25 protein-coding genes and 1 tRNA gene are annotated in these 24,179 nt (G+C 65.2%); 12 read left to right on the top strand and 14 right to left on the bottom strand.

Going from position 1 to position 24,179, the window contains the following annotated elements; translation table 11 throughout:
- From F572_RS0102180 to F572_RS0102155, 6 genes are all read left to right on the top strand, one after another.
- Positions 1-1,350 (top strand): aminodeoxychorismate synthase component I, encoded by a 1,350-nt coding sequence (locus F572_RS0102180; protein WP_017941558.1) that lies wholly within the window; start codon positions 1-3, stop codon positions 1,348-1,350.
- A complete protein-coding gene (gene pabC / locus F572_RS0102175; RefSeq protein WP_017941557.1) occupies positions 1,347-2,159 on the top strand; it encodes an aminodeoxychorismate lyase in 813 nt (270 codons plus the stop codon). Before F572_RS0102180 ends, pabC begins: the two co-directional genes overlap by 4 nt.
- Positions 2,146-3,180: an endolytic transglycosylase MltG gene (gene mltG, locus F572_RS0102170; protein ID WP_017941556.1), complete on the top strand. Its 1,035-nt coding sequence runs from the start codon at positions 2,146-2,148 to the stop codon at positions 3,178-3,180. The genes pabC and mltG overlap by 14 nt, the downstream gene beginning before the upstream one ends.
- Before the next feature lie 19 nt (positions 3,181-3,199).
- Complete coding sequence (gene tmk, locus F572_RS0102165) at positions 3,200-3,853, top strand: dTMP kinase (RefSeq protein WP_017941555.1); 654 nt, start codon at positions 3,200-3,202, stop codon at positions 3,851-3,853.
- Between the two features lie 168 nt (positions 3,854-4,021).
- Positions 4,022-5,011 carry a DNA polymerase III subunit delta' gene (locus F572_RS0102160; protein WP_017941554.1) on the top strand — a complete coding sequence of 330 codons (990 nt, stop codon included), beginning with the start codon at positions 4,022-4,024 and terminating at the stop codon, positions 5,009-5,011.
- Positions 5,012-5,111: 100 nt separating this feature from the next.
- Positions 5,112-5,450 (top strand): PilZ domain-containing protein, encoded by a 339-nt coding sequence (locus F572_RS0102155; RefSeq protein ID WP_017941553.1) that lies wholly within the window; start codon positions 5,112-5,114, stop codon positions 5,448-5,450.
- A 107-nt stretch (positions 5,451-5,557) separates the two neighbouring features.
- Here the strand turns inward: F572_RS0102155 and F572_RS0102150 are convergent, their stop codons facing one another.
- Complete coding sequence (locus F572_RS0102150; RefSeq protein WP_017941552.1) at positions 5,558-6,691, bottom strand: aminotransferase class V-fold PLP-dependent enzyme; 1,134 nt, start codon at positions 6,689-6,691, stop codon at positions 5,558-5,560.
- 296 nt (positions 6,692-6,987) lie between these two features.
- Here F572_RS0102150 and F572_RS0102145 point away from each other — a divergent pair, with 296 nt between their 5' ends.
- Both F572_RS0102145 and F572_RS0102140 read left to right on the top strand, forming a co-directional pair.
- Positions 6,988-8,358 carry a KamA family radical SAM protein gene (locus F572_RS0102145; protein ID WP_017941551.1) on the top strand — a complete coding sequence of 457 codons (1,371 nt, stop codon included), beginning with the start codon at positions 6,988-6,990 and terminating at the stop codon, positions 8,356-8,358.
- A 38-nt stretch (positions 8,359-8,396) separates the two neighbouring features.
- The gene (locus tag F572_RS0102140) at positions 8,397-9,755 is read left to right on the top strand and encodes an adenosylmethionine--8-amino-7-oxononanoate transaminase (RefSeq protein WP_017941550.1); all 1,359 of its coding nucleotides are present in this window, start codon (positions 8,397-8,399) and stop codon (positions 9,753-9,755) included.
- Between the two features lie 107 nt (positions 9,756-9,862).
- Here F572_RS0102140 and F572_RS0102135 read toward each other — a convergent pair whose 3' ends face one another.
- From F572_RS0102135 to uvrB, 6 genes are all read right to left on the bottom strand, one after another.
- Positions 9,863-10,234 carry a hypothetical protein gene (locus tag F572_RS0102135; protein WP_017941549.1) on the bottom strand — a complete coding sequence of 124 codons (372 nt, stop codon included), beginning with the start codon at positions 10,232-10,234 and terminating at the stop codon, positions 9,863-9,865.
- Positions 10,235-10,488: 254 nt separating this feature from the next.
- Positions 10,489-11,241, bottom strand: a complete 753-nt coding sequence (locus F572_RS0102130; protein WP_017941548.1) for an S-methyl-5'-thioinosine phosphorylase — start codon at positions 11,239-11,241, stop codon at positions 10,489-10,491.
- Between the two features lie 21 nt (positions 11,242-11,262).
- Positions 11,263-11,814, bottom strand: coding sequence for a hypoxanthine-guanine phosphoribosyltransferase (locus F572_RS0102125; protein WP_017941547.1), 552 nt, complete (start codon positions 11,812-11,814; stop codon positions 11,263-11,265).
- A 141-nt stretch (positions 11,815-11,955) separates the two neighbouring features.
- Complete coding sequence (locus F572_RS0102120) at positions 11,956-12,324, bottom strand: DsrE family protein (RefSeq protein ID WP_017941546.1); 369 nt, start codon at positions 12,322-12,324, stop codon at positions 11,956-11,958.
- Between the two features lie 114 nt (positions 12,325-12,438).
- Complete coding sequence (nagZ, locus tag F572_RS0102115; RefSeq protein WP_026142968.1) at positions 12,439-13,482, bottom strand: beta-N-acetylhexosaminidase; 1,044 nt, start codon at positions 13,480-13,482, stop codon at positions 12,439-12,441.
- A 42-nt stretch (positions 13,483-13,524) separates the two neighbouring features.
- The gene (uvrB, locus tag F572_RS0102110) at positions 13,525-15,555 is read right to left on the bottom strand and encodes an excinuclease ABC subunit UvrB (protein WP_017941544.1); all 2,031 of its coding nucleotides are present in this window, start codon (positions 15,553-15,555) and stop codon (positions 13,525-13,527) included.
- An 84-nt stretch (positions 15,556-15,639) separates the two neighbouring features.
- Between uvrB and F572_RS0102105 the strand changes: the two genes are divergently transcribed.
- The 4 genes from F572_RS0102105 (at position 15,640) to F572_RS0102095 (ending at position 17,728) form a co-directional block, all read left to right on the top strand.
- Entirely contained in the window at positions 15,640-16,830 is a 1,191-nt protein-coding gene (locus F572_RS0102105) for a pyridoxal phosphate-dependent aminotransferase (RefSeq protein WP_017941543.1), read from the top strand.
- Between the two features lie 83 nt (positions 16,831-16,913).
- Positions 16,914-16,989, top strand: a tRNA-Asn gene (locus F572_RS0102100).
- 107 nt (positions 16,990-17,096) lie between these two features.
- Positions 17,097-17,291 (top strand): hypothetical protein, encoded by a 195-nt coding sequence (locus tag F572_RS15600; protein WP_155983878.1) that lies wholly within the window; start codon positions 17,097-17,099, stop codon positions 17,289-17,291.
- Positions 17,288-17,728, top strand: a complete 441-nt coding sequence (locus F572_RS0102095) for a hypothetical protein (RefSeq protein ID WP_017941542.1) — start codon at positions 17,288-17,290, stop codon at positions 17,726-17,728. Before F572_RS15600 ends, F572_RS0102095 begins: the two co-directional genes overlap by 4 nt.
- Positions 17,729-17,807: 79 nt before the next feature.
- On the opposite strand, the gene F572_RS0102090 is transcribed toward F572_RS0102095, so the two are convergent.
- The 7 genes from F572_RS0102090 to F572_RS0102060 all read right to left on the bottom strand — a co-directional run bounded on the left by F572_RS0102090 (position 17,808) and on the right by F572_RS0102060 (position 24,046).
- Entirely contained in the window at positions 17,808-18,014 is a 207-nt protein-coding gene (locus tag F572_RS0102090) for a hypothetical protein (protein WP_017941541.1), read from the bottom strand.
- A gap of 200 nt (positions 18,015-18,214) precedes the next feature.
- Entirely contained in the window at positions 18,215-20,110 is a 1,896-nt protein-coding gene (locus tag F572_RS0102085; RefSeq protein WP_231291103.1) for a phage major capsid protein, read from the bottom strand.
- Positions 20,111-20,251: 141 nt separating this feature from the next.
- Positions 20,252-20,524 carry a hypothetical protein gene (locus tag F572_RS0102080; RefSeq protein ID WP_017941539.1) on the bottom strand — a complete coding sequence of 91 codons (273 nt, stop codon included), beginning with the start codon at positions 20,522-20,524 and terminating at the stop codon, positions 20,252-20,254.
- Positions 20,517-21,116, bottom strand: coding sequence for a hypothetical protein (locus F572_RS0102075; RefSeq protein WP_017941538.1), 600 nt, complete (start codon positions 21,114-21,116; stop codon positions 20,517-20,519). The genes F572_RS0102080 and F572_RS0102075 overlap by 8 nt, the downstream gene beginning before the upstream one ends.
- Before the next feature lie 328 nt (positions 21,117-21,444).
- Positions 21,445-22,983: a hypothetical protein gene (locus F572_RS0102070; protein ID WP_017941537.1), complete on the bottom strand. Its 1,539-nt coding sequence runs from the start codon at positions 22,981-22,983 to the stop codon at positions 21,445-21,447.
- Positions 22,984-23,069: 86 nt separating this feature from the next.
- Entirely contained in the window at positions 23,070-23,270 is a 201-nt protein-coding gene (locus F572_RS0102065) for a helix-turn-helix domain-containing protein (protein ID WP_017941536.1), read from the bottom strand.
- A gap of 95 nt (positions 23,271-23,365) precedes the next feature.
- Complete coding sequence (locus F572_RS0102060; protein WP_155983876.1) at positions 23,366-24,046, bottom strand: hypothetical protein; 681 nt, start codon at positions 24,044-24,046, stop codon at positions 23,366-23,368.
- Positions 24,047-24,179: the final 133 nt, after the last annotated feature.

The raw sequence follows: 24,179 nt of genomic DNA, 5'->3' as shown, positions 1-24,179 counted from the left end.
ATGGCGGTCCATCGGCTGGCCGCCGGGGTCGATTTCGCGGCCCTGGCGCGGCGTTTCCCTGAACGCTATCCGCATCTGCTGGAGTCGGCCCTGATCGGGCAGGCTCCGGCGCGCTTCTCCATCCTGTTCGCGTTTCCCGGCCGCACGCTGTCGACCGCGACAGGCGACGATGTGCTGGAAGCGCTGGATCAGGACCTCTCCGGGTCGCCCGTCCTGGCTCCCGACGATGCCGACCACGCCCACCTCCCGTTCCTCGGGGGGTGGTTTCTCTATGCCGGCTATGAACTGGCCTGGCGCCTGGAACCGGCGCTGGGGAAATGCCGTTCCGATCCCTGGCTGCCCGACGCCCTGGTGACGTACTTCCCCGCAGCCCTGATCCATGACCACCACGAGGGAAGCACGTGGTTCGTCGACGAGACGAACGACGCGGAACGCCGTGCACAGGTCGAGCGGGATTGTGCGGAGGCGCGGGAGAATATGGAGGCGGCGTCCCGCTCGTTGCCTGACCTGGCGTTACGGGAAGAGGACCCCGTTCAGTATCGCGGGGCGGTGCTCCGGGGACTCGAGTACATCCGGGCCGGGGATACCTTCCAGGTGAATCTCTCGCGGGAATGGCACGCCACGTCCGACGAACCGCTGGACCCGGCGGTGTTGTATGCGCGGTTGCGTCAGGCCAATGCCGCCCCGTTCGCTGCCTGGCTGCAACTTCCGGGAGCCCATGTGATCAGTTCCTCGCCGGAGCGCCTGGTGTCGGTCGAGGCGGGCGAAGTCGAGACCCGGCCGATCGCGGGAACGCGGAGACGGGATGCGGATGTGGAGGAAGACAAGCGTCTTTTCAGTGAGTTGACGTTCAACCTGAAGGAACGGGCTGAACATGTGATGCTGGTGGATCTAGAACGCAATGACGTCGGACGGATCGCCGAGACCGGGAGCGTTCGGGTCGCGGAACTGATGACCATCGAGAGCTATCGCCGGGTCCATCACATCGTCTCGAGCATCGTGGGCCGCCTTCGCCGCGGGACCACGGCCGCGGAGGTGCTGCGGGCGGTCTTCCCCGGTGGCACGATCACCGGGTGCCCCAAGATCCGCAGCATGCAGATCATCCAGGAACTGGAACAGTACGCGCCGCGCGGCGCCTACACCGGCGCCTGTGGCTATGTCAGCCGGCACGGACGCATGGATACCAACATCCTGATCCGCACGCTGGTGGTGCGCGGGAACGAGCTTCGTTTTCGCGCCGGCGCCGGCATCGTCGCCGACTCCGAGCCGGAACGCGAGCTCGAGGAGACGCGGCACAAGGCCCGGGGCCTGCTGGAAGCGCTGATTGGGCCGAAAGAGGCCATGTCGTGATTCTGATGAACGGGAAACCGGAAGAAACGGTCTCGGCGGGCGACCGCGGGTTGCTGCTGGGCGACGGGCTGTTCGAGACCCTGCGCGTACGGGCCGGGCGGCCGCAGCTGTGGGAGTACCACCGGAATCGGCTGTGGCGGGGGCTGCGCCAGCTGGGATTCCCGGAAGCCGACGAGGGGCAGATTCTGGAGGAGGTGGCCCGGGTAGCCACCACACCTGCCTGCCTGGTACGGGTGACGATCACGCGCGGCGAAGGCCCGCGGGGTTACGCAGCACCGGCCCATCCGGCACCGACGCGGATCGTCAGTGCGGGGCCCGTGCTGGACGAAGCACCACCCGGCGACCGGATGCCCCTGACCGTGGGCTGGTCGGACGTACCGATCGGGGTCAACCCGGCGCTCGCCGGGCTCAAGCACACCAGCCGCCTGGAACAGGTGGTGGTACGCGGCCGCTGGGAACCCGGCTGGGAGGAGGCAATCGTCCGCGATGCGCTGGGGCGGGTGGTGAGCGCCACTCAGGGCAATCTCTGGCTGCGTGAGGGACAGCGTCTGCTGACCCCGCCGGTCGATCAGTCGGGCATCGCGGGGACCCGGCGCGCCTGGATGCTCGATCACGCGGCGCGTTTCGGGTTCGAAGTCGTAGAGGCCTATCCGGAGACCGCGCGCGTCGAGCGGGCCGACGGGCTCTACGTGACCAATGCGCGCCTCGGGATAACCCCGGCGGTGCTGGCCGAAGCGGACAATCCGGGGCGCGCGTGGCAGGATGATCCGCTCTATCCCATGGGAATCGCGTTGCATGAAGCGGATTAGTCTCGCTGTCCTGGCTCTGGTGGTGGTGCTGGCCCTGGCGGCCGCCTGGTGGTTGAGCGATCACTACCGGGCACAGCTGGACACGCCGCTGGCGCTGGAGGGCTCGGAACGCTACCAGCTGGAGTCCGGCCAGGGATTGCGTGCAGTGAGTCGCTCCTTCGTCGAACGCGGGTGGATCGAATCCGCATGGGTGGCAGAGGTCTATGGTCGCCGTCAGGGGCTTGCGCCCAGGCTGCAGGCGGGCGAGTACGCCGTGACACCGGCGATGACGCCCCGCGAGTTGTTGCACGCGATGGCCCGGGGCGATGTCGTGCAGCATCGCCTCACGTTCCCCGAGGGCTGGACCATTCGTCAGGCGCTGGCCGCATTGCGCGAACACCCCGAGCTGGTGGGTCCGTCCGAGTCCGTCGGCGTGCATAACCTGCTCGAGGCCCTGGGGCTGTCGGATCTGGAACATCCGGAGGGCTGGTTTCTTCCGGATACCTATTTTTTCGGGTCCGGTACCGACGCCCTGGCCGTTCTGAAGCGCGCGCACCAGGCCATGCGCCTGAATCTGGACCGGGCCTGGGAAGACCGTATCGACGACCATCCGGTGGAATCCCCCTACGAGCTCCTGATTCTGGCCTCGATTATCGAGCGCGAGACCGGGCGCGGAGACGAACGGGACCGGGTGGCGGGCGTATTCGTGAACCGGCTCAAGCGCGGCATGCGGCTGCAGACCGACCCGACCCTCCTGTACGTTCAGGAGCCGGGCGTGCAACGCCTGACTCGCGCCGAACTCGACCGCGACCACCCGTACAATACCTACACCCGAGCCGGACTCCCGCCGACGCCGATTGCGCTCCCGGGCCGGGCGGCCTTGCAGGCCGCCGCGCGACCGGCGGATACCGACGACCTGTTCTTTGTCTCGCGCGGCGATGGCAGTCATCATTTCTCCGAGACCTATCGCGAGCACCGCGAGGCCGTGATTCGCTACCAGCTGGGTGGTGACGGCAGCCGCTACGGTATCCGCGACCGGTAGAACAGGAGTCGCCTTGCACATGGAACGTTCGTCTTATCCTGGCCGCTTACTGGTCCTCGAAGGCATCGAGGGCTCGGGCAAGAGCACGCAGATCGAACGCCTGGACACTGCCCTGCGGGGTGCGGGGCATTCGGTGCGGACCACCCGCGAGCCGGGCGGGACCGCGCTGGGCGAACGCCTGCGGGGGCTGCTGCTGGATCCGGACCTGCCGGGCATGTGCGCGGAGGCCGAGCTGCTGCTGATGTTCGCGGCCCGTGCCCAGCACCTGGCCGAAGTGATCCGGCCGGCCCTGCATGCTGGCGAGTGGGTGCTCAGCGACCGTTTTACCGATGCCTCGTTTGCCTACCAGGGCGCCGGACGGGGCCTGGGTGGCGAACGGGTCGAGCAACTGGAAGCCTGGTTGCAGGGCGAGCTCCGGCCGGATCTGGTGATCCTGCTGGATATCGACCCGGAGACCGGGCTGGAACGAGCGGTGCAGCGGGGCCGTCGCGACCGGATCGAACGCGAGGCGCTGGACTTCTTCGAGCGCGCCCGCGACGCCTATCGTGAACGGGCCGCGCAATCCCCCGGCCGATATCTGGTCGTCGATGCCGCCGCTGACCCGGACACGGTAGCCGATCGAATCCTTGCCGGGGTCCGCGAACGCCTGCCGCTGCACGCCCTGGAGGGCTAGCCCGGATGTTTCATGAATTGCACGCGCCCTCGCGGGTCTCTTGGCCGCACAGGGAATTTTCCGCAGTCGGCCGTATCGCCCAATACGCCACTCCTTCGAACGATCCCCTGTACGGCCAATATCCTGCGCGATCATCACGCGAATTCATGAAACATCGGGGCTAGGTCCATGGACGCCGTGACGACCACCGATGCCTTGCCGCCCTGGCTGTACGCACCCTGGGAGCGCCTGATCCGTAAGGGGCGCGAGGGGCGCCTGCCCACCGGCCTGCTGGTTCATGGCGCCACGGGGGTAGGGAAGGCGCTGCTGACGCGCGCGCTGGTCCAGGCCTTGCTCTGTCAGCGGGCGACCGGGACCGAGGCGGCCTGCGGGGAGTGCAATGCCTGCCGCAGCCTCGCCGGGGGTGTGCACCCCGAGGTCCTGACCCTGGAACCGGAAGAGGCCGGCAAGGAGATCCTGATCGCGGCGGCCCGCGAGGCGATCGAGTTTCTCGGGCTGTCGGGCTCGGGGAAGCTGCGTAGCGTGCTGATCCGCCCGGCGGATTCCCTGAACACCAATGCCGCGAACGCCATGCTCAAGACGCTGGAGGAACCGCCGCCCGGCGCGATGCTGATCCTCGAGGCAGCGCAGCCGGCACGGTTGCCGGCGACCATCCGCAGTCGCTGCCAGATGGTCGAGATCCCCACGCCGGACTACACCGAAGCGACCGCGTGGCTGCGCGGCTTTGCCGATGACGCATCCTCGGTGGAAGAGGCCTATGCCGCGAGTCTTGGACGGCCGCTCGCCGCGCGCGAGATCCTGACCGACGCCGAGCGTATGGGTCGCTGGGAACAGGACCGGGAGGCCCTGACCACCTTGTTGCGCAGCCCCGGTGTCACCGAGATGGCCGCCCGCATGCAGCGCAGCCTGCCGGAATCGCTGATCCCGCGTATCCAGGCCCTGCTGGTCGCCGCCCAGCGCCTCCTGGTTACCGGCGAGCCGGATGCCTTTGGCCGGCAGTTCCCGCGGGACCTGCTGGAGGCCTTCGCCCGGCAGACCGGGCCCCGACGGCTCGCCGCGCTGTCCGCCGAGGCAGCGGTCTGGCAGCGTCAGGCCACCCGGCAGTTGAATCCGCAGCTGCGCATGGAGGACATCGCGCTGGGTTTTCTCCGGAAATAGCGCTCCGCTCACAGGGCGCATCGCCACGGGGTGGCGCCGTATCGGTGCGATGGGCGATACTGCCCGACCGAGCACGCATTCAGGTCACACGGGAGGGTCTATGGCCGGACAGGGCATGCTGACCTTGGCAATCAAGGAAAAACCCGCGCTGTACGCGGCCTACATGCCGTTCGTGACCAATGGCGGGCTGTTCATCCCGACCGACAAGGCCTACAAGCTGGGAGACCAGGTCTTCCTGCTGCTGTCACTGCTGGAGGATTCGGATCGCCTCCCGACCCCGTGTACGGTCGTCTGGATTACCCCGCCGCGCGCCCAGGGCAACCGCCTGCGTGGCATTGGCGTCCAGTTCAACAAGTCCGACAAGGGAGTCACCCACCGTCGGATCGAGGAACACCTGGGCGGCATGCTGAACTCCGACCGCAAAACCCACACGTTCTAGCCGCGGGGCAAAGGCCTGGGTGTTTGGGGCGAGCTTGCCGGTCGAGCCCGTCACCCGCCGCAGGACGCCACATCCGGGTCCCTTTCGTCGACCCGAATCCGCAACCCTCAGCGTACGCCTGCAGCCGCGTTCTCGCGGATGGCCTCGCCGAGACACTCCAGGGCCCGGTCGATTTGCTCCCGCGTCAGGTAGAAGTGCGGTGCAAAGCGGATCCCGCCGCCGCGCTGGGCACACAGGATTCCGTATCCCTGAAGCTGTGCGTAAAGCGCATCCAGGTCATTCACCGGGGGCAGGAACGTAAGGATGCCCGCGCGCCGGCCGCGCGGCGTCAGAATGCGGCAGCCCTGCGCCCGCAGACCCTCTTCCAGATGCAGCCAGTGTTCCCGGATCTCGTGGTCGATCGTCTCAAGGCCGGTCTCCAGCAGGAGCGAGAGGCTGGCGTGCAGCGCGTGGATTCCAAGCATGTTCGGACTGCCCGGCTCGAAGCGCCGGGCGCTCGCCGCCGGCTCGATCCCCGGATTGGAGAAATCGCCGGCATGCTCGAGCATGTTCCAGCCGAACTCCTGCAGCGTCAGGCGCTCGCGGATTTCCGGGTTCACGTAGAACACCCCGATCCCCTCCGGCGCCAGCATCCACTTGTGCGCATCCGCCATCACGAAATCCGCATGGCAGCCCGGGGCATCGAAGGGCAGGGCGCCCAGGTGCTGAATCGCATCGACGCAGAACAGGATGCTGCGCGAGCGGAGCTCCGCGCCCAGGGCCTGGATATCGATCCGCATGCCGGAGTCGTAGCGCACGGCGCTGGTGGCCACCAGGCGCGTGCGCCCGTCGCAGGCCGCCAGCAGGTCGCGCTCGGGCTCTTCGCCAATCTCGACTTCGCGCGCTTCGAGGCCGAAGCGCTCGGCCGCCGCTAGCCAGACGACGCGGTTGGAGGGAAACTCGTGGGCCGGAAACACCACGTTGTCACCCGGTTTCCAGTCCAGGCCAAAGGCCACCATCGACAGGGCCTCGGAGGTGTTCTTCACGAAGGCAATATCCTCCGCGGCCGGTGCCCCGATCAGCGCCCGTGCCAGTTCTCGGGTGGCATCGACGCGCTTGAGCCATTGCAGGTAGTCGCGCGAGCCATGCGCCACGTTTTCTCGGGCAAACCGGCAGACGGCCTCCTCGGTTCGCCGCGGCCAGGGCCCGACGGCGGCATGGTTGAGGTGAATGATTCCTTCCTGTGGAAATTCCGGGTGCATGGGATCCTCCTGAACAGGGTTCGAAGGGTAACCCAGTCGGAAAAAAGGTAGAACACCGGAACCCGACACCGTGCTGGGCGGCAGTCTCATTGGCCACAGGGTTCAGATCAGACACCCGTTGTGATTCCATCGGCAAGTTGTTAATTTGCCGAATCCCCGAACACCCCACGTACGCACCGGGGCGGCCCACTGGCTGCCCGGGTGCAGTGCCATTGCACCGGTGGATCGCCCGTGCCCGACGCCCCCTCCATGTCTGGCATCGCGTTCCCGTGCATCTTGTCAGCAAGGAGGGACGGATGAATTCCGTTGTCCAGTTTTACCGGGACCCGGAGCTCGGGGCCGTCGAGCCGCGCGAATTCCGGGTCTTCAATGACCGTTCCATCGACCGTATCGAGGCCCTGAAGGGGCTTCCCGAAGCCATGCGCTTCGAGATGCGGGTGGTCGCCAGTGTCCTGCCGTTCCGGGTCAACGATTACGTGATCGACGAGCTGATCGACTGGGACCGCGTACCCGACGACCCCATGTTCCAGCTGACCTTTCCGCAGCGGGACATGCTCGCCCCCGAGGCCTTCGAACGCATGGCACAACTGCATCGAAGAGGGGCGGGGCGTGACGAGATCCAGGCGCTGGCGCACGAGTTGCGCGAAGCGCTGAATCCGCATCCCGCGGGGCAGATGGAGCTCAACCGGCCAAGCGAGGAGGCAGGCGAGGTCATCAACGGGCTGCAGCACAAGTATCGCGAGACGGTCCTGTTCTTTCCCGGCCAGGGCCAGACCTGCCACAGCTACTGCACCTTCTGTTTCCGCTGGGCCCAGTTTGTCGGGGACAAGGAACTGCGCATCGCCAGCACCGATGCCGGCCTGTTGCATGACTATCTCCGCAGTCACCCGGAGATCAGTGACCTGCTGATGACGGGTGGCGACCCAATGGTGATGAAAACCAAGCACCTGAAGGCCTATCTCGAGGCATTGCTGGAGCCCGAGCTGGCCCACGTCCAGACCGTCCGTATTGGCACCAAGGCCCTGACGTTCTGGCCCTATCGCTTTGTCACCGACAGCGACGCGGATGAACTCCTGCTTCTGCTGGAGCGGCTGGCCGAGGCGGGCAAGCACGTGGCGTTGATGGCGCACTACAACCATCCAAATGAACTGCGCACCCCGATCGCGCGCGAGGCGATCCGCCGCGTGCGCGATGCCGGCGCCGAGATCCGTGCCCAGGGGCCATTGCTTCGGCACATCAACGACAGCCCCGCGGCCTGGGCCGATCTGTGGCGCGAGCAGGTGCGCCTCGGGATCATCCCGTACTACATGTTCGTCGAACGCGATACCGGCGCGCGACGGTACTTCGAGGTCCCACTGGCCCAGGCCTGGGAAATCTATCGGGAGGCCATGCAACAGGTCTCGGGTCTGGGTCGCACTGCGCGTGGCCCCTCGATGAGCGCCGAGCCCGGCAAGGTGGAGATCCAGGGGGTGGCCGAGATCAACGGCGAAAAGGTGTTCGTGCTGCGTTTCATCCAGGCACGCAACCCCGACTGGGTGCAGCGGCCCTTCTTCGCGCGTTATGACGAGCAGGCGACCTGGCTCGATCAGCTGGAGCCGGCCTTTGGCGAGGAGCGCTTCTTCTTCGAGGACGAACTGGCCGCGATGAAGGCCGAATCGGGTCAGTAACCGCCTTCTTTGCGGGCGGCTTTGGCACAATAGGCCCCATGAACAACGACACCCTGAAGCAGCGCGACCTGCGCGCCCTCTGGCATCCCTGCACCCAGATGAAGGATTACGGCGAGGAGGGCACCCTCCCGCTGCTCCCGATCCAGCGCGGGGAGGGCGTCTGGCTCTACGACTTCGACGGTAACCGCTACCTGGACGCGATCAGCTCCTGGTGGGTCAACCTCTTCGGTCACGCCAATCCGCGTATCGGCGATGCGGTCAAGGACCAGCTGGACCGGCTGGAACACGTGATCCTGGCGGGCTGTACCCACGAGCCAGTCGTGGAACTGTGTGAACGGCTGATCGACATCACCCCCGATGGGCTGGAGCGGGTGTTCCTGGCGGACAACGGCAGTGCCGGGGTGGAAGTCGCCCTGAAGATGAGCTTTCACTACTGGCGCAACGTCGATCGCCCGCAAAAGACCCGCTTCATCCGGCTGTCGAACAGCTACCACGGCGAGACCCTGGGTGCGCTTTCGGTGAGCGATGTGCCGCTCTACAGCGCCACGTACGAACCGCTGATGCTGGACGTGATCACGGTGCCGGCCCCGGATTGTTTCGACCGCGAGGACGGCGAAACCTGTGCCGACGTGGCGCGCCGCCAGTTCGTGCACATGGAACAGGCCCTTGCGGCGCACGCCGATGAGGTCGCCGCGGTCATCGTCGAGCCCCTGGTCCAGTGCGCGGGCCACATGCGCATGTACGACCCGGAATACGTGCGGCTACTGCGCGAGGCCTGCGACCGCCACGGGGTGCACCTGATCGCCGACGAGATCGCGGTGGGTTTCGGCCGCACCGGCACGCTGTTCGCCTGCGAACAGGGGCCGATCACGCCCGATTTCATGTGCCTGTCCAAGGGGCTGACCGCCGGTTATCTGCCCATGGCGGCCGTGCTGACCACGGACACCATCTATCAGGCGTTCTATGACGATTACGAGAAGCTCAACATGTTCCTGCATTCGCATTCCTACACCGGGAATCCGCTGGCATGCAGGGCAGCACTGGCCACATTGGATATCTTTCATGCGGATCCCGTTCTCGAGAGAAACCGGGAGCTTGCATCCCATATCCAGAATCGACTTGAACCATTGAGGGATCATCCGCACGTCGCCGACGTGCGCCAGCACGGCATGATTGCGGCGGTGGAACTGGTGCAGGACAAGTTCCGGCGCACGCCATATCCATGGCAGGAGCGCCGTGGCCTGCATATCTATCGTCACGGTTTGGCCCGCGGGGCCTTGCTGCGACCGCTAGGGAACGTCAGTTATCTGATGCCGCCGTACGTGATCACTGAAGAGCAGATCGATTTCCTGGTCGAAGTGATGACCGAAGGCATCGAGAAGGCCGTACGTGCCTGACGCGATTACTGCCATTCGGCCCATTGGGGGGCCGTCGAATAACCCGGGGCTACGCCTCGCCGTGCTGCCTCCGCCGGTTAACTGTTTAATCTTTTGGGTCTACCCCGTTAACGCGGACGCTTACAGGAAGGCTCACACACTGTCCGAAAGTGCTCGGCCCGCTTAACCATATCGGTCATCTGATTCGCAGCTTTTACGGTAAGCGAGTGCTGGGTGAAGCCGGCACGCGGCAAGATATAGCTCGCCATTTCTCGGGCAACCTCAAGCTGCCGGTCGGAACTTTCAGCGAGTAGCATCAGCATCAAGTTCTCCAGCGCAATCACACGAATCCGAAGGTGAACCAGTTCAGTGTTCGACATTTCGTGGATGTCAGCTTCTGCCTTGTCTGGATGGGCGCCACCCTCATTGTCCCATCTCGAAAGAGCCTGATCGATTTGTAGAAATTCTGTTTCGGTTGGGTTGGGCCGGGAAATAGCCATGTCCGAAATTCTCCTGACAAAATTTACGACTAAGGACCACCCAAGCTATATCCAGTGCAGAGGAGCTTCTGTTTGCTACCACACAGAATGACGCTGCCAGCTACACTGGCGACGACGCATAATACATATTATGTTAAATGAAAGATAAGTGAGCGGAAGTGGCGCCCTGCGAGGCGCCCGCTCCACTCATTCCAGGGATCTGATCGCAGGCTGCGGGTTTGTCAGGCCCGGTCCCGTTCCCGCACGGACAAGCGTCAGGACAGGCTGCTGATCACGTGGGTCAGGATCTGCTTCACCCGAGCCATCCCCACGTCCAGATTCGCTGCGATGTCATCCATGGTGATCTCGCCTTCGGCGCGGCCGGCGGCCCAGTTCGCGATCACGGCACAACAGGCGTAGTTGAGTTCCAGCTCGCGGGCCAGCGCCGCCTCGGGCATGCCGGTCATGCCGACCAGGTCGCAGCCGTCGCGCTCAAGACGGTCGATCTCCGCGGCCGTCTCCAGACGCGGACCCTGCGTGGCGCCGTAAGTCCCGTGCTCGACGGCATCGATTCCAAGATCGTCGATCGCACGGATCAGGGTCTGGCGCACGGCCTCGCTGTACGGCCAGGTCATGTCGATGTGGGTGACCTCTTCCAGGTCGCCGCCTTCGAAGAACGTGTTCGCACGCGACCAGGTGTAATCGATGATCTGGTCGGGGATCGCGACGATCCCGGGCTTCATGTCTTCCGTGATCCCGCCCACTGCGGCCACGGCGACGACGTTGTCGATCCCGGCGTTCTTCAGGGCCCAGATATTGGCGCGATAGTTGACCTGATGCGGCGGGATGGTGTGCCGGGCCCCGTGGCGCGGCAGGAACACGATCTCGGTATCGTTCAGGCGGCCGAACACCAGCGGCCCGGAGGGTTCGCCGAAGGGCGTGTGCATCACCTGACGCCGGGTAATCTCCAGATCCTTCAGCCGGGTCAGGCCGGTGCCGCCGATCACGGCAATGCGGGGTGCGGACATGAAAGCCTCGGGCGTTGGTGGTTAGTGGTCCGCCACGGCGAAGATGCCGGGGGCATTGCGCAGGTAGTCCTGGTAGTCCATGCCGTACCCGAACAGGTAGCGGTTCGGCGCCTCCAGCGCGGCGTAATCCACGGTGATGGAGGGGTCGCGCTCCGGATTGTGCTTGTCGACGAGGACGATGGAGATCACCTGCTCGGCGCCCTGCTCTTCGCAGAACGTCTTGATCCCCTCCAGGGTGATGCCGCCGTCGAGGATGTCGTCGACGATCACCACGGTGCGATCCTTGAGCGGCGCCTGCGGGCGTGCCAGCCAGTGGAGCTGGTCGCCGCCGCGTGTGCCCCCGCGGTAGCGCGTTGCATGCAGGTAATCGACCTGCATCGGAAACGACCAGCGGGTCAGTAGGCCCCCCATCAGCACCACACCCCCGTTCATCACGCCCATCACCAGCGGGTTGCGGTCCTTCAGCGCCGTCGCGGTGCGTTCGGCCAGGCGGTCGATCGCGGTCTCGACGGCATCGCGACTGAAGAGGCAGTCGGCATCACGCAGGGTGGCTCGGGCCTGTTCCGGGCTCATGGCATGTCCTGAGGGTGTCAGTGCGGGGAAATCATGTCCGAGCGCCGCGCAATCGGCAAGGCGGTCGTCGCCGTTTCAGGGCCCGGAAACGCAACCGGCCGGCACAAGGGCCGGCCGGCTGGCGAACGAACGTCGGAGACCTTAGTAGGTAAAGGTGACCGTGTCGTCGTCCATCGCTTCGGAGATCACGTAGGCACCGCCCACGGTTTCTTCGATTTCGGGGATCAGATCGTTGCCCCACAGGTCCAGGGTCGGGGTGCAGACCTTCATCACGACCCCGGCTTCGACGGCGTCCTTCATGAAGTCGTAGACGCTCTTGCTGGAGCCTTCCTGCACGAACAGGTTCTCGGCCACGCCCTTCTTCGCGAGTTCGCCGGCGCGACCGGTCATCACGACTTCAACGTCGTATTCCATGGCGGCGGCAACGGTGGCCTGGAAGAACGGGGCACCCAGTTCGGAAGCGTTGCTCGGGTCGGTGTTGACCATGACGATCAGGAGCTTGTCGGCCATTTCGGATCTCCAACTTCAGTGGTGAGTGTGAATATTAATAGCTGCTCAATCGCAAACCGGTCGCGCATTATAGGCGTCTCGGCTCGCGGGCGCCAATCCGTTCTTTTCATAGGGTTATGCGGTGGCCAGCTGGCTGGCCTGGATCCAGTTCGCCAGTTGCGCGCGCAGCCCGACGAGGCGCTGCTTGTCGGTCTCCAGTGGCCGGGCCCGCAGGCGTTCCAGCCGGCGCAGCGCGTCGGCCGAAAGCGGTTGGTCCGCCTGGGCGGCCAGGATGGCGTCGGCCTGCTCGGGCTGGTTGCAGATCAGGACCATGTCACAGCCCGCGGCACGCGCGGCGGCTGCCCGTTCGGCCGGACCGCCCACCCCTTCGGCCCCGGCCATGGCGAGATCATCGCTGAAGATGGCGCCGCGATAGCGCAGTTCGCGGCGCAGGATGTCCTGCAGCCAGACCCGCGAGAAGCCCGCGGGCTGTTCGTCGACCTGCGGGTATACCACGTGGGCCGGCATGATGCCCTCGAGATCGCCCAGTACCGGGCGAAAGGCCTCCAGATCCTGATTCTCGATCTCGGACAGCGGGCGGTCATCCACCGGCAGGTCCACATGCGAGTCGGCCGCAACGGCCCCGTGCCCGGGGAAGTGCTTGCCGACGGCGGCCATACCGGCGGCCCCGAGCCCCCGGATCAGCTCGCCGGCCAGGCGCGCGATCACGTCCGGGTCATGGTGAAAGGCGCGGTCGCCGATGACCTCGCTGATCTCCAGGTCGCGATCGAGCACCGGGGCAAAGCTGAAGTCGATATCGACGCCGCGCAGCTCGCGGCCCAGCAGCTCGCCCGTCGCGCGGGCCAGTTCGCAGGCCTTGTTGCGGTCGACATCGTAGACGTGGCCGAGCTGGCGCATGGCCGGGATGGCGGTGAAGCCGTCACGCAGACGCTGCACCCGCCCGCCTTCCTGGTCCACGGCGATCAGGATGCCGGGACGCTCGGCGCGAATGGCGGCCACCAGTGCGGCCACCTGATCCGGCGTGCCCACGTTGCGGGCAAACAGGATCACGCCGCCGGTGGCTGGGTGGCGCAGGCGTTCCCGGTCCTGCGGAGTCAATTCCATCCCGGTGATGTCCAGCATCACCGGGCCCAAGGGCAAGGGCTTTTTGTCGGACATGGTTCAGGGGCTCGAATCGACGCTCCCGTGGGAGCCATCTTTTCAGGATAGCGAGGCTTCGGGGAGAAAGGCGAGTGCCTTGAGCTTCTCGATCCGATCGCGTATCCGCGCGGCCTCCTCGAACTCGAGGTCGCGGGCCTTGGCGAACATCTCCTGTTCCAGGCGTTCGATCTCCTTCGCGGCATTTTCCGGTGCAGCCAGGTAATCCGCGCCCTCCTCCGCCACCTTGCGACCGCGTCGGCCGCCGGCACCCGGTGTGGCGTTCCGCGCCTCGAGGATATCCGCGATATTCTTGCGGATGCCCTGGGGGGTGATCCCGTGGGCCTGATTGTGCTCGATCTGCTTGGCCCGGCGGCGCTCGGTCTCGTCGATCGCGCGCTGCATGGAACCGGTGATCTTGTCGGCGTACAGGATCGCCTTGCCGTTCACGTTGCGGGCCGCACGGCCGATGGTCTGGATCAACGAACGGTCGGAGCGCAGGAAGCCCTCCTTGTCGGCGTCGAGGATCGCCACCAGCGAGACCTCCGGCATGTCCAGGCCCTCGCGCAGCAGGTTGATCCCTACCAGCACGTCGAACTCGCCGAGCCGCAGGTCGCGGATGATCTCCATGCGTTCCACGGTGTCGATGTCCGAGTGCAGGTAGCGAACGCGCACGCCATGTTCGGTGAGGTAGTCCGTGAGGTCCTCGGCCATGCGCTTGGTCAGCGTGGTGATCAGCACGCGCTCGTCCCGTTCGACGCGGTCACGCACCTCGGACAGCGCATCGTCGACCTGGGTGCCCGCCGGGCGCACCTCCAGTTCCGGGTCCAGCAGCCCGGTAGGCCGTACGACCTGGTCGACGATCGCCCCGGCGTGCTCGCGCTCGTACGGGCCCGGCGTCGCGGAGACGTAGATGGTCTGCGGCATCAGGGCCTCGAACTCCTCGAAGCGCAGCGGTCGGTTGTCCAGCGCCGAAGGCAGGCGGAAGCCGTATTCCACCAGCGTCTCCTTGCGCGAGCGGTCGCCCTTGTACATCCCGCCGACCTGCGGCACGGACACGTGGGACTCGTCGATCACCAATAACGCGTCCTTGGGCAGGTAGTCGAAGAACGTCGGCGGTGGTTCGCCCGGCGCGCGGCCCGAGAGGTAACGCGAGTAGTTCTCGATGCCGTTGCAGTAGCCGATCTCCAGGATCATCTCCAGGTCGAACAGCGTGCGCTGCTCCAGCCTCTGCGCCTCGACCAGGCGATCCTCCTTGCGCAGGAAGTCCAGCCGCTCCTTCAGCTCTTCGCGAATGTGGTCCACGGCCTCCAGCAGGGTCTCGCGTGGGGTGACGTAGTGCGTCTTCGGGTAGATCGTCAGGCGCGGCACCGTGCGCAGCTGCTCGCCGGTGAGCGGGTCGAAGTACGACAGGCGCTCCACCTCGTCGTCGAACAGCTCGATGCGCACGGCCTCGCTGTCGGACTCCGCCGGATGGATGTCGATGACCTCGCCACGCACGCGATAGGTGGCGCGGCGCAGCTCGGTGTCGTTGCGGGTGTATTGCAGCTCGGCCAGGCGGCGCAGCAGGTCGCGCTGGTCGATCCGGTCGCCCCGCTCCACGTGCAGCACCATCGAGAGATACTTGCGCGGATCGCCCAGGCCGTAGATCGCGGAAACCGAGGCCACGATGATCGCATCGCGCCGTTCCAGCAGTGCACGGGTCGCCGAGAGCCGCATCTGCTCGATGTGGTCGTTGATCGAGGCGTCCTTCTCGATGTAGGTGTCCGAGGACGGGACGTAGGCCTCCGGCTGGTAGTAGTCGTAGTAGGAAACGAAATACTCCACCGTGTTGTGCGGAAAGAACTCCTTGAATTCCCCGTACAACTGGGCAGCCAGCGTCTTGTTGGGCGCCAGGATGATGGTGGGGCGCTGCACCTTCTCGATCACGTTGGCGATGGTGAAGGTCTTGCCGGAGCCGGTCACGCCGAGCAGGACCTGATGCGCGAGACCGGCCTCCAGTCCCTCGGTCAGCGCGCGGATCGCCGTGGGCTGATCGCCCGCCGGCTGGTACTCCGACACGACCTTGAATTGTTCGCCTTCGCCTGGCTGCACCTTATCCTCCGGGCCTGATTTCAGTATCATTTCGCCCCGACCGCCCACGCGGCCCTTCGACCCGATCACACAGAGGCCTCCCCCTTGGATATCGAGCTTTCCGACCGCGTCCAGCGCATCCAGCCCTCCCCCACCCTCGCCGTCAGCGCGCTGGCCGCCCAGCTGCGAGCCGAGGGACGGGACATTGTCGGGCTGGGGGCCGGAGAACCGGATTTCGATACCCCCGAGCATATCAAGCAGGCCGCGATCGACGCGCTTGCCCGCGGAGAAACCAAGTACACTCCGGTGGACGGTACGGCCAGCCTCAAGGCCGCGATCATTCGCAAGTTTGATCGCGACAACGGCCTCGCGTTCAGCCCGGACCAGATCCTGGTCTCCTCCGGCGGCAAGCAGAGCATCTTCAATCTCTGCCAGGCCCTGCTCAACCCCGGGGACGAGGTCGTGATCCCGGCGCCCTACTGGGTGTCCTATCCGGACATCGCCCTGCTGGCTGGTGCGCGCCCGGTGATCGTTAGCGCCGAGCAGGAAGCGGGCTTCCGCATTACCGGCGAGCAGCTGGAGGCCGCGATTACTCCGAACACCCGCCTGGTGTTCCTGAACAGCCCGTCCAATCCGACAGGGGCGGCCTACTCCGCCGAAGAGCTGACGGAGCTCGCCGAGGTCCTGCGCCGCCACCCCCGTGTGGTCATCGCCACGGATGACATGTACGAGCACATCCTGTTTGGCGGGAAGCAGTTCGAGAACATCGTCAACGTGGCGCCGGACCTGCTGGAGCGCACCGTGGTCCTCAATGGCGTGTCCAAGGCGTATGCGATGACCGGCTGGCGCATCGGCTACGCCGGTGGCCCGAAAAACCTGATCGCGGCGATGAAGAAGATCCAGTCGCAGAGCACCTCCAACCCGACCTCGATCGCCCAGGCCGGTGCCGAGGCCGCACTCGAGGGTGACCAGGGCTGCGTCGTGGCCATGTGCTCGGCCTTTGCCGAGCGTGCCCGCCACGTGGTGGACGGGCTCAACGCCATCGACGGTATTGACTGCCTGATGCCGGACGGCACCTTCTACTGCTTTCCCCGGGTTACCGGACTGATGGAGGCGGCCGACATTGACACGGACGTGGCCCTGACCAAGCAGTTGCTGGACGAAGTCGGTGTCGCCCTGGTGCCGGGCAGTGCCTTCGGGGCCCCGGGGCATGTCCGCGTTTCCTTCGCCACCAGTGTTGACCAGCTCGACAAGGCACTGGAACGTCTGCGCCAGTTCGCCGCGACCCACCGGTAACGCGGCGAAGGACGGCAAAAGGCGGGGAGCCGCCAGATTTTCCTTGACGCCCCCGCCCCGCCCCATTAGGATTTGCGCCCAATTCCCCGGTAGCTCAGTCGGTAGAGCGGGTGACTGTTAATCACTAGGTCGGCGGTTCGAGCCCGTCCCGGGGAGCCAAATAAAACAAGGGGTTAGGTCATTCGGCCTGACCCCTTTTCTTTTCCGGGTCACGGAAAAGTCACAAGGCAGCGTTCCTGGTCACATCACGGTCAGGAGTAGACGCCATGCCAAACCATGAAGGATCACCCCACCGCTGCCAGGCGGCCACCACGCACGGCACCCGCTGCCGGAACATCGGCACCCAATGGGTCGCGCTGGATCGCGACACCGAATCCTTGCTTTGCCCGGAGCACCAACGCCATGCCCGCGAAGGCCGGGTGCGAGTTCTCGAGTCGCAGCCCCGGGAGGTGTTCGCATGAATGCCTCGGAGCCCATGAACGAAACGGCAGCCGCCACGGACTGGAACCGGGAGGTCTCGAAGCGCATTCAGCGCTTGCAGACCATCGAACGGTTCTGCGGGCACATCGCGGAAGGCGGCGTAGACGACGACCAGTGCCTCTACTGGTGGGCGGAAAACGAGATTCGGGCCGGGCGGGAGTTCTTGGACCGCCTCTATCGCGAGTTCGGTGCGCGGGAAAAGGGAAATTCTGGCTCGGAGCAGGTGCTGAAGGAACTGGACAAACGCACCCTTCGTCTTCAGACGGTCAGCGAGGCGGCAAGCCTACTGGTGGACTCCAACGAAGCGCCGCCGGCGGTCTGGTTCTGGATTAGCAGGGAAACCGCCGCAGCGGATGCACTGGTGGGCCGCTTGTGGGAAGCGTGCCGGAAGGCGTCAGGATTGAAACCGGTCGGCTAACCGAAACCGCTGATACTCAACGAGGGCCGGCCTTTGCGCCGGCCTATTCTTTGAACGCGGCCCGCAAGGCGGCGCGGCCCTACTTCGTCGCCAGGGCTTGCTCGATTCGCTGGCGAAGCTTGTTGGCCGCTTCCCCGACCATAAGCGTTTCTGGTGCGCCAAGAAGGAACACTTCGGCATCGCTCGGGGCATCACCGATGCCCGGCCAATCCTTCACGCCGCACACGCGGTCGGCGCGAATGTAGACGGCGTTCCGGCGCTGGCGGTCTACGGTTTCAATGAACATCGTCTTACCTCGGCATTAAGAATTAGGGGCTGCCGTAGCTCCGCTGCCCCAACAGCGGGCCGGCGTTGGCAGCCGTAAGGGTACTTGGGGAGGAAGCACCCTCATCCGGTGTGGCCCATCCCAAGTTCCCAATGCCATGCCAAACACTGGGAACCCCCCTGGAGGCGCTGGGCCACTCCCACGCCTCCAGGGCCGGAACATTACGCGGACGTGATCGCGGCAAAGGCCTTCGGGTGCCGCAGGGCAATGTCGCAGGAGTACAGCGCCCGCACCCGCACCGATCCCTTCTCGAACTCGTGGTACGGATCGGCCATCAATTCCAGGATGCCCCACTCGCCGAACAGCACTTGCGAGAAGTCCCCGAACAGCACGGCATCGGCCGGCATGTTCTTGGTGGCAAGCGCCCGGTAACCGGTCATCATGCCCTCGCCAGGGCCGCCGTTGGTCCAGATCATCTGGCCGGTATCGCTGCCGATATCGGTGCCCTTCAGCGTGCCGCGCAGCGCAGGGGAAGTGACGTAGATCGACTGGGGCGAGTCGGCATTGTGGTCGGCCACCAGGGTCTCCGCGCCGATAATGTCGCTGTACGTCGGGCTCCCGCTGTAGGTGTCCGACCCAATCCCGGCGGCATTCAGGATGCCGGTGGGCTCGTTGCCGGTGCCCGAGCCGTTAAGGACGGCGCGGTCGATCTCCACCTGCAAAGTGCTTGCGAGGTCATTTCGCAGCAGCCCTTCAACCTCGGGGCTACTCTGAAGCAGCATCCGATGGGAGAAGGAGGCCAGACCGCCCACCGTTCGCGGCGACAAGGTAACGGCCCCATGCGTTGGCGCGGTCAGTGAAAGCGCTTCGCCTTCGCCGTCGATCCAAGCCCCGGTGCTCGAGTCCGTTTTCATCGGGATGGACACGTCGCCCTGAAGGCCCCGCATCGGCTGCATGCCGGCCTCGAAAGCAACGGACTTGTTGCGCAAAACGTCGATAAACGAGCCGCCCATGTGGTCAGTACCCACCAGGGCCGCGCCGGTCGCACCGGCCGTGAGCGTGGAACGGTTGGCGTACTGCCGCTGGACTTCTACCGGCACCAGGATGCCCGAGGTCTCCCGGCGCAGTTCCTTTGCAATCGCTCGCGAGGCCTCAAGTTCCAGCCCGGCATCCTTGGATGCCTTCGGATCGACCATGGCCCGGATCGCCCGAACCAGGGAATAGTCCTCCATTTCCCGGCCTGACAAGCCGAGCCCACCAGCGGGGTTTCCGAAGGCATCTCGCTTGCCCGTGTATGGCTCCGGGGCCGGCATATGGCTGGAATCCGCACGCTGGAGTACTGTCTGGCAAAACCAGTCATCGTCCCGGCCTTCGCGAATGGCCTGCTTCGCGAGTTCCCGACCGCCGAAGCGGGCATACGATTCGCCTAGGGAAAGCAGGTCCGAGACGCGCTGGCGTTCCGCTTCCATTGCACGGTTCTGGCTGCGGCGTTCGGAGCGCGTGAGCGTCACCTGGTTGGCGTTTGGATCGTTGGTTTCGTTCTCGTGGTCACTCATCGGTGTATTCCTCATCGGTTCGGCGCGGAAAAAACCCGCAGTAGGATCGGCCGGCACGCTCACGGCGGAGACCTCGAAGGGCTGCCATTGGGTCACCCGGACGGTGCGCTGATCCGCTCCTGGCTGTTCGTCGAAGATCCGGTATCCAATGGAGACGCTGGTCACGATCCCGGCGAGGATGTCTTGCATCAGTTCGCGGGCACGATCACTGGTGCCAAGCCGGAGCTCACCACGCAGCTTGCCGCCCGCCAGGCGCAAGGCCTCAACGACGCCGATATTCAGGCGCCCGGTATCGTGGGATTCGATGAACGGAAGGGGAGCGCGGCTCAAGTCCACCGCATCCGGGGTGTGGTCCAGAACTTCCACAAAGGCACCCCGATCCACGGGGTACTCGGTGGACAGGACCAGCGGCACGGTCATTGCCTCGGTGGAGGCTTGGGCCGCGTCCAGGTCAGCTTGTCGGGTCTGTGTCGCTTGCATGTTCCGGTTCTCCACCGACCGGAACGACAAAGCCCCGGCCGGAACGTTGAAAGCAGCAAACCCGCAGGTTTGCGCGATCACCTTCCAGACCGGGGCCCGGTCCTCGTTCGGGGCTGCTTTCCTGGGCTCTGGCCAAGCGCGAAGCGATTGAAGCCGGGTCGCCAGGGGATCAACCCCGAAACGTGGTATTGCCTGAAACTATCGCAGCCCCGGCCGTGTACGTCAATGCCTTACGGCGTCGATAATCTCGGACGTCCTGGCCTTCACCTCGGCGGTCACGTAGTCCGAGCAAATCTCCACGAATTGCTCCTTTGTGACGGGGTGTATCAGGGTCCAACGCCGCTGATCGTCCTGCATGGGGAAGATGCCCCCCGTTTGCGTCGCATCGGAGTACGCGACCAGGAATTGCCCGGCCACGATCCCGGTGCTGTTGGGGTCGTGAATGGTGGTCTCACTCAACCCGGGCGGGATGGGTACGTTCAGCACTTCAGTCATGGCTCACCTCATGGTCTGTTCGATGTTCAAGCGCAGGCGCAACCCCGCCCCCCTCTTCCGGTGTCGGGCACGCATCGTCCATCGCCTGCATGTAGAGTTCTTCCAGGTAGTCGCGGGCCTCATCTGCGCCCAATCCAGCGAGCCGTGAGCGCTGATCCTCGTCATTCGCCAGGGCCGCGATGAAGCCATCCGCAGCGCCCTCCACCATGTTCAGATCAGCAGCCGCCTCGTCCGCCCGAGCGGCGGCGCGTTCGGCTCGGTTTTCGGCCGCTTCGGCACGTTCCAGGGCTGCCCGGAGTTCCGTTCGCAGCCCGGCCATGTCATCCATGACGGGTTTCAGGAGCGTGGCGCGCAGGCGGGCCGGGTCGCCATGCTGTAGCACCCGCTCGGTGGCCTTTACTGGATCCAGGCGGCCGGACGGGTCCAACAGCACACGGCCTTCTTTGACCCACCGGGATACCGTCTGCCTGGAGACGTTCAGCATCCTGGCGAACTGCGCCGGCCGAACGCGGACGCCAAGGTCCGGCTCTGGCAAAAGTGACAGGTCCGTTCCCTGGCCATCTTCGGCGGTGGTTTCGTCTTCGGTTGTCATGGTGTAACCCGATTGGTTGCCTATATTCCAAGCCCACTAACTAGCGAAAGATCGCGCCTCTCCGCACCCGCACCCCGAAGGGGTACAGAAGGACCCTTCTGGATTGCCTTCCGCATCGAAGCCCTTTTATTCAATGCCTTGCACTCCCTTTCGGGAATAGGAAATAGGTTTATAAGGAACAGGAGGGAACGGGAGGTGGTGCAGGAGATGCAGGAGATGCAGGAGATGTGCACCACCAACGCGTGAAAAACGCAGCGCGGTGCGAAATATAGATATGAGCCGGGAATACCCCCTGCATCTCCTGCATCTCCTGCACGGGGCGCGGCGGTCATGCCCCGACCTCGCGCACCTGCCAACGGCCCGTGTTGGTCCGGTCGGTGCCGGCGCGCTCGAGCCGCAAGCCCGACTCGATACGATCGACGTAACGCCGAAGCGCAAAGCCCAGCGTGCGCCCGTCCAGCTTCGGCCCGCGACCACTCGTGCACACGGCTGTTACCGCATCAGCCAAGTCCGGTGCATCATCTGCGGTGGTGCCGTCCATGCGCCGTACGGTGTCCGTAGCGGCACGAATCACTTCGGCCGCCGTTTGCGGCTCGGAGCCGAAGTGCGCGTGCCAGGCTTTGAGCAGCGCACGGTGGTCTTGACGGTCGGGGTCATCCGCACGCAGTGCTTCACTTGGCTCAAGGGGATCGGGAAGGCCCAGCCAGACGAGCGGGCGCCGCACCAGAAGGTCCCACTCGCCGAAAGAGTTGTAGGGCGCGAGCCCGACGTCCGGTCGCCCGCTTGCTAGGTACGCGCGCGGGATCGCTGTAAGGTGCATCAGGAGTTCGTCGCGATGACTGCGGACGTGCTCGAGGATGTCCCGCTTGAACGGCCGGCGTTCGGGCCGCTCCATTCCCGTGGACAGGCGCGTGAGGACCGTCCGGCGGGTCATGTCACCTCGCACCACGGCGTTATTGCCCGTGGCGTATAACGCCACCCGCGCGGGCACCTGGAACATGGTCGACGCCCCCAACGCGCGCACCGTCATGACTGGCTGCGTCGTCGCCTGGCAGAGCGATTCGCCGGCCAATGGCCGTTCCAGGTTGTCGAGACTGGCCAGGGGATCCCCAGCCAGCAACACCCCGTGCAGTCGTTTTTCCTGTTCAGCGGCATCGGCTGGCCAGGAGATCACCGGCATGGGCCGGCCGGTTGCGAGGATGGCGGCGGCATCCCATACGGTCGATTTGCCGGCTCCGGGGGCCTCGGCGGTCGCGAGATGCTGGGGGCATGCTGGGATGGCTGGGGCCGCCACCGGCGTCATGATGCCGGCAATCGCCGCCGCTCGGTCAGCGTCGGTAGAAAAGGGGAACTCGCTCAGCAGATCGGTCAGGACCTCGAGCGCCTTCTCAGCGTCCGCACGATCGTCTCCCCCGATCCGGTAGCCGCCGCGCGGGGCGCGCGCCACGTAGATACCGGTATGACGGTCATATCCACCCTGGTGAATGACCCGACCGGATGACAACACCACCGGGCACTCGGTCAAGGCCGTGACCTCCGGCACGTGGCGATACTCGCCGCGCTCGCGGAACGCTTGGGCATAGGCGGTGGGGCAGTCGATAGGCTTGTAGCGCTGGGAGCGTTGGTCCCACCTCTCCCAGGCGACCGCTCGAGTCAGTCGGTCCTTCGTTGCGGCGTTGGTCAGGAGCAACGTGGCGGGTGCGGTCTGTCGCGTCTCAAGACCAGGGCGGCGGTCGATATCAGTGACCGCGATCAGCGCCGATCCCTTCCGGAACATGATAGGGCTCGCCATTCGCCCTAGTTCCCGGTCCACTTGGTCAAGGATCTCGTGCATCTGCCCGTCTTCGGCCACGATGGCCGGGCGCATGCTATGCTCATCCGTGAGCGCTTGACCTTGCTCACCCCCACCGCCCCGCGCCGCTCCCCCGGCCGGGGCGTTTCTTTTGGCGGCGCTCATTCCGTGACTTCCGCAACGGGAGCCTGAACGTTACGCGCCAGCCATGCGTCGACGTCTGCGCGGCGGTAGATGATGCGCTGGCCCGCCTTCACCCAAGGCGGCCCCTTGCGCATATTCCGCCAGCGGATCAACGTGCGGGGAGATAGGTGCAGGTATTCGGCTGCCTGCTGCGGTGTCATGTTGGGATTGTCGGTCATCGCGTGGCCTCCGTTGTGACTATGGAGGCATCTTGTGGCGTGACCGGGCGGGAGTCGTGTACTAAAACCGCAAGCGGTTTCCGCACACAGTCAGCCTAGAATGGCAGTGTCTCCAGATCCATCGTCGCTGCCTCAAGCGCTGTTGTTCCCAAGTAAACCTGAATGCAAGCGGCGGGTTTCTCCTGGTGCCACCAAGGCACGCTCGCACGGGTCCATTTCCTCGCTGCCTGGTATCGCTTCCGTACAGCTTCGTAGTTGAACCAAGCCCAGCCACAGGACTGGAGGTGCTCCGAAACGGCGTCACAAGCGCTGAACGGCGGGGACGCTTCGTTCCGGGTTCGTGATAGGCCGTAGCTCTGCGCCAATACCTCTACGCTCCGCATGACAAGCGCGGCCGTTACCCAGCTTTGCAGACTGGAGCGTGCCGGGGGCTTCGACGCAAAGTAAGTCACCGGATCGCAACCGTGCCAAGATTCTGCCGTCGCGGCATTCGTCAGGAACTCGACTTGCCAGGCTACAAGCGGCGCCGGCTCCGGGATGCGGAGAAGCTTCAGTTCTACAGAAAGGAATCCGAGTAACCGTGGCGCAGCGGGGTCACGGTCTGAAAAGGCATGAAGCGCTTCGATCAGCAGTCCGATCGTTCCAGGCTGCGCCGGGTCCTCTGCCCATTCGCACCGCTGCCGGATATCGGCGGCGAAGAATTTTAAGTCCATGTGCGCCATGCCCTGGAGTTCATGGGCAGTAACAAGCCCTCCTGAATCGCGCGGATCGTTCACGGCACGGTCGAGGGCCGAAAGCGCATCTCGATAAGGTTTGAAGTGGTCCAATGACAGCGGACACCCCAGTTAAGCCACACTAGATGGGTAACTGGAGGTGAATGTGAGCAAGCAGAGACGAGCGCGATACAGC

Source organism: Thioalkalivibrio sp. ALE14, assembly GCF_000376845.1.
GTDB lineage: Bacteria > Pseudomonadota > Gammaproteobacteria > Ectothiorhodospirales > Ectothiorhodospiraceae > Thioalkalivibrio.
This window is presented reverse-complemented; position numbering and strand designations above follow the sequence as displayed.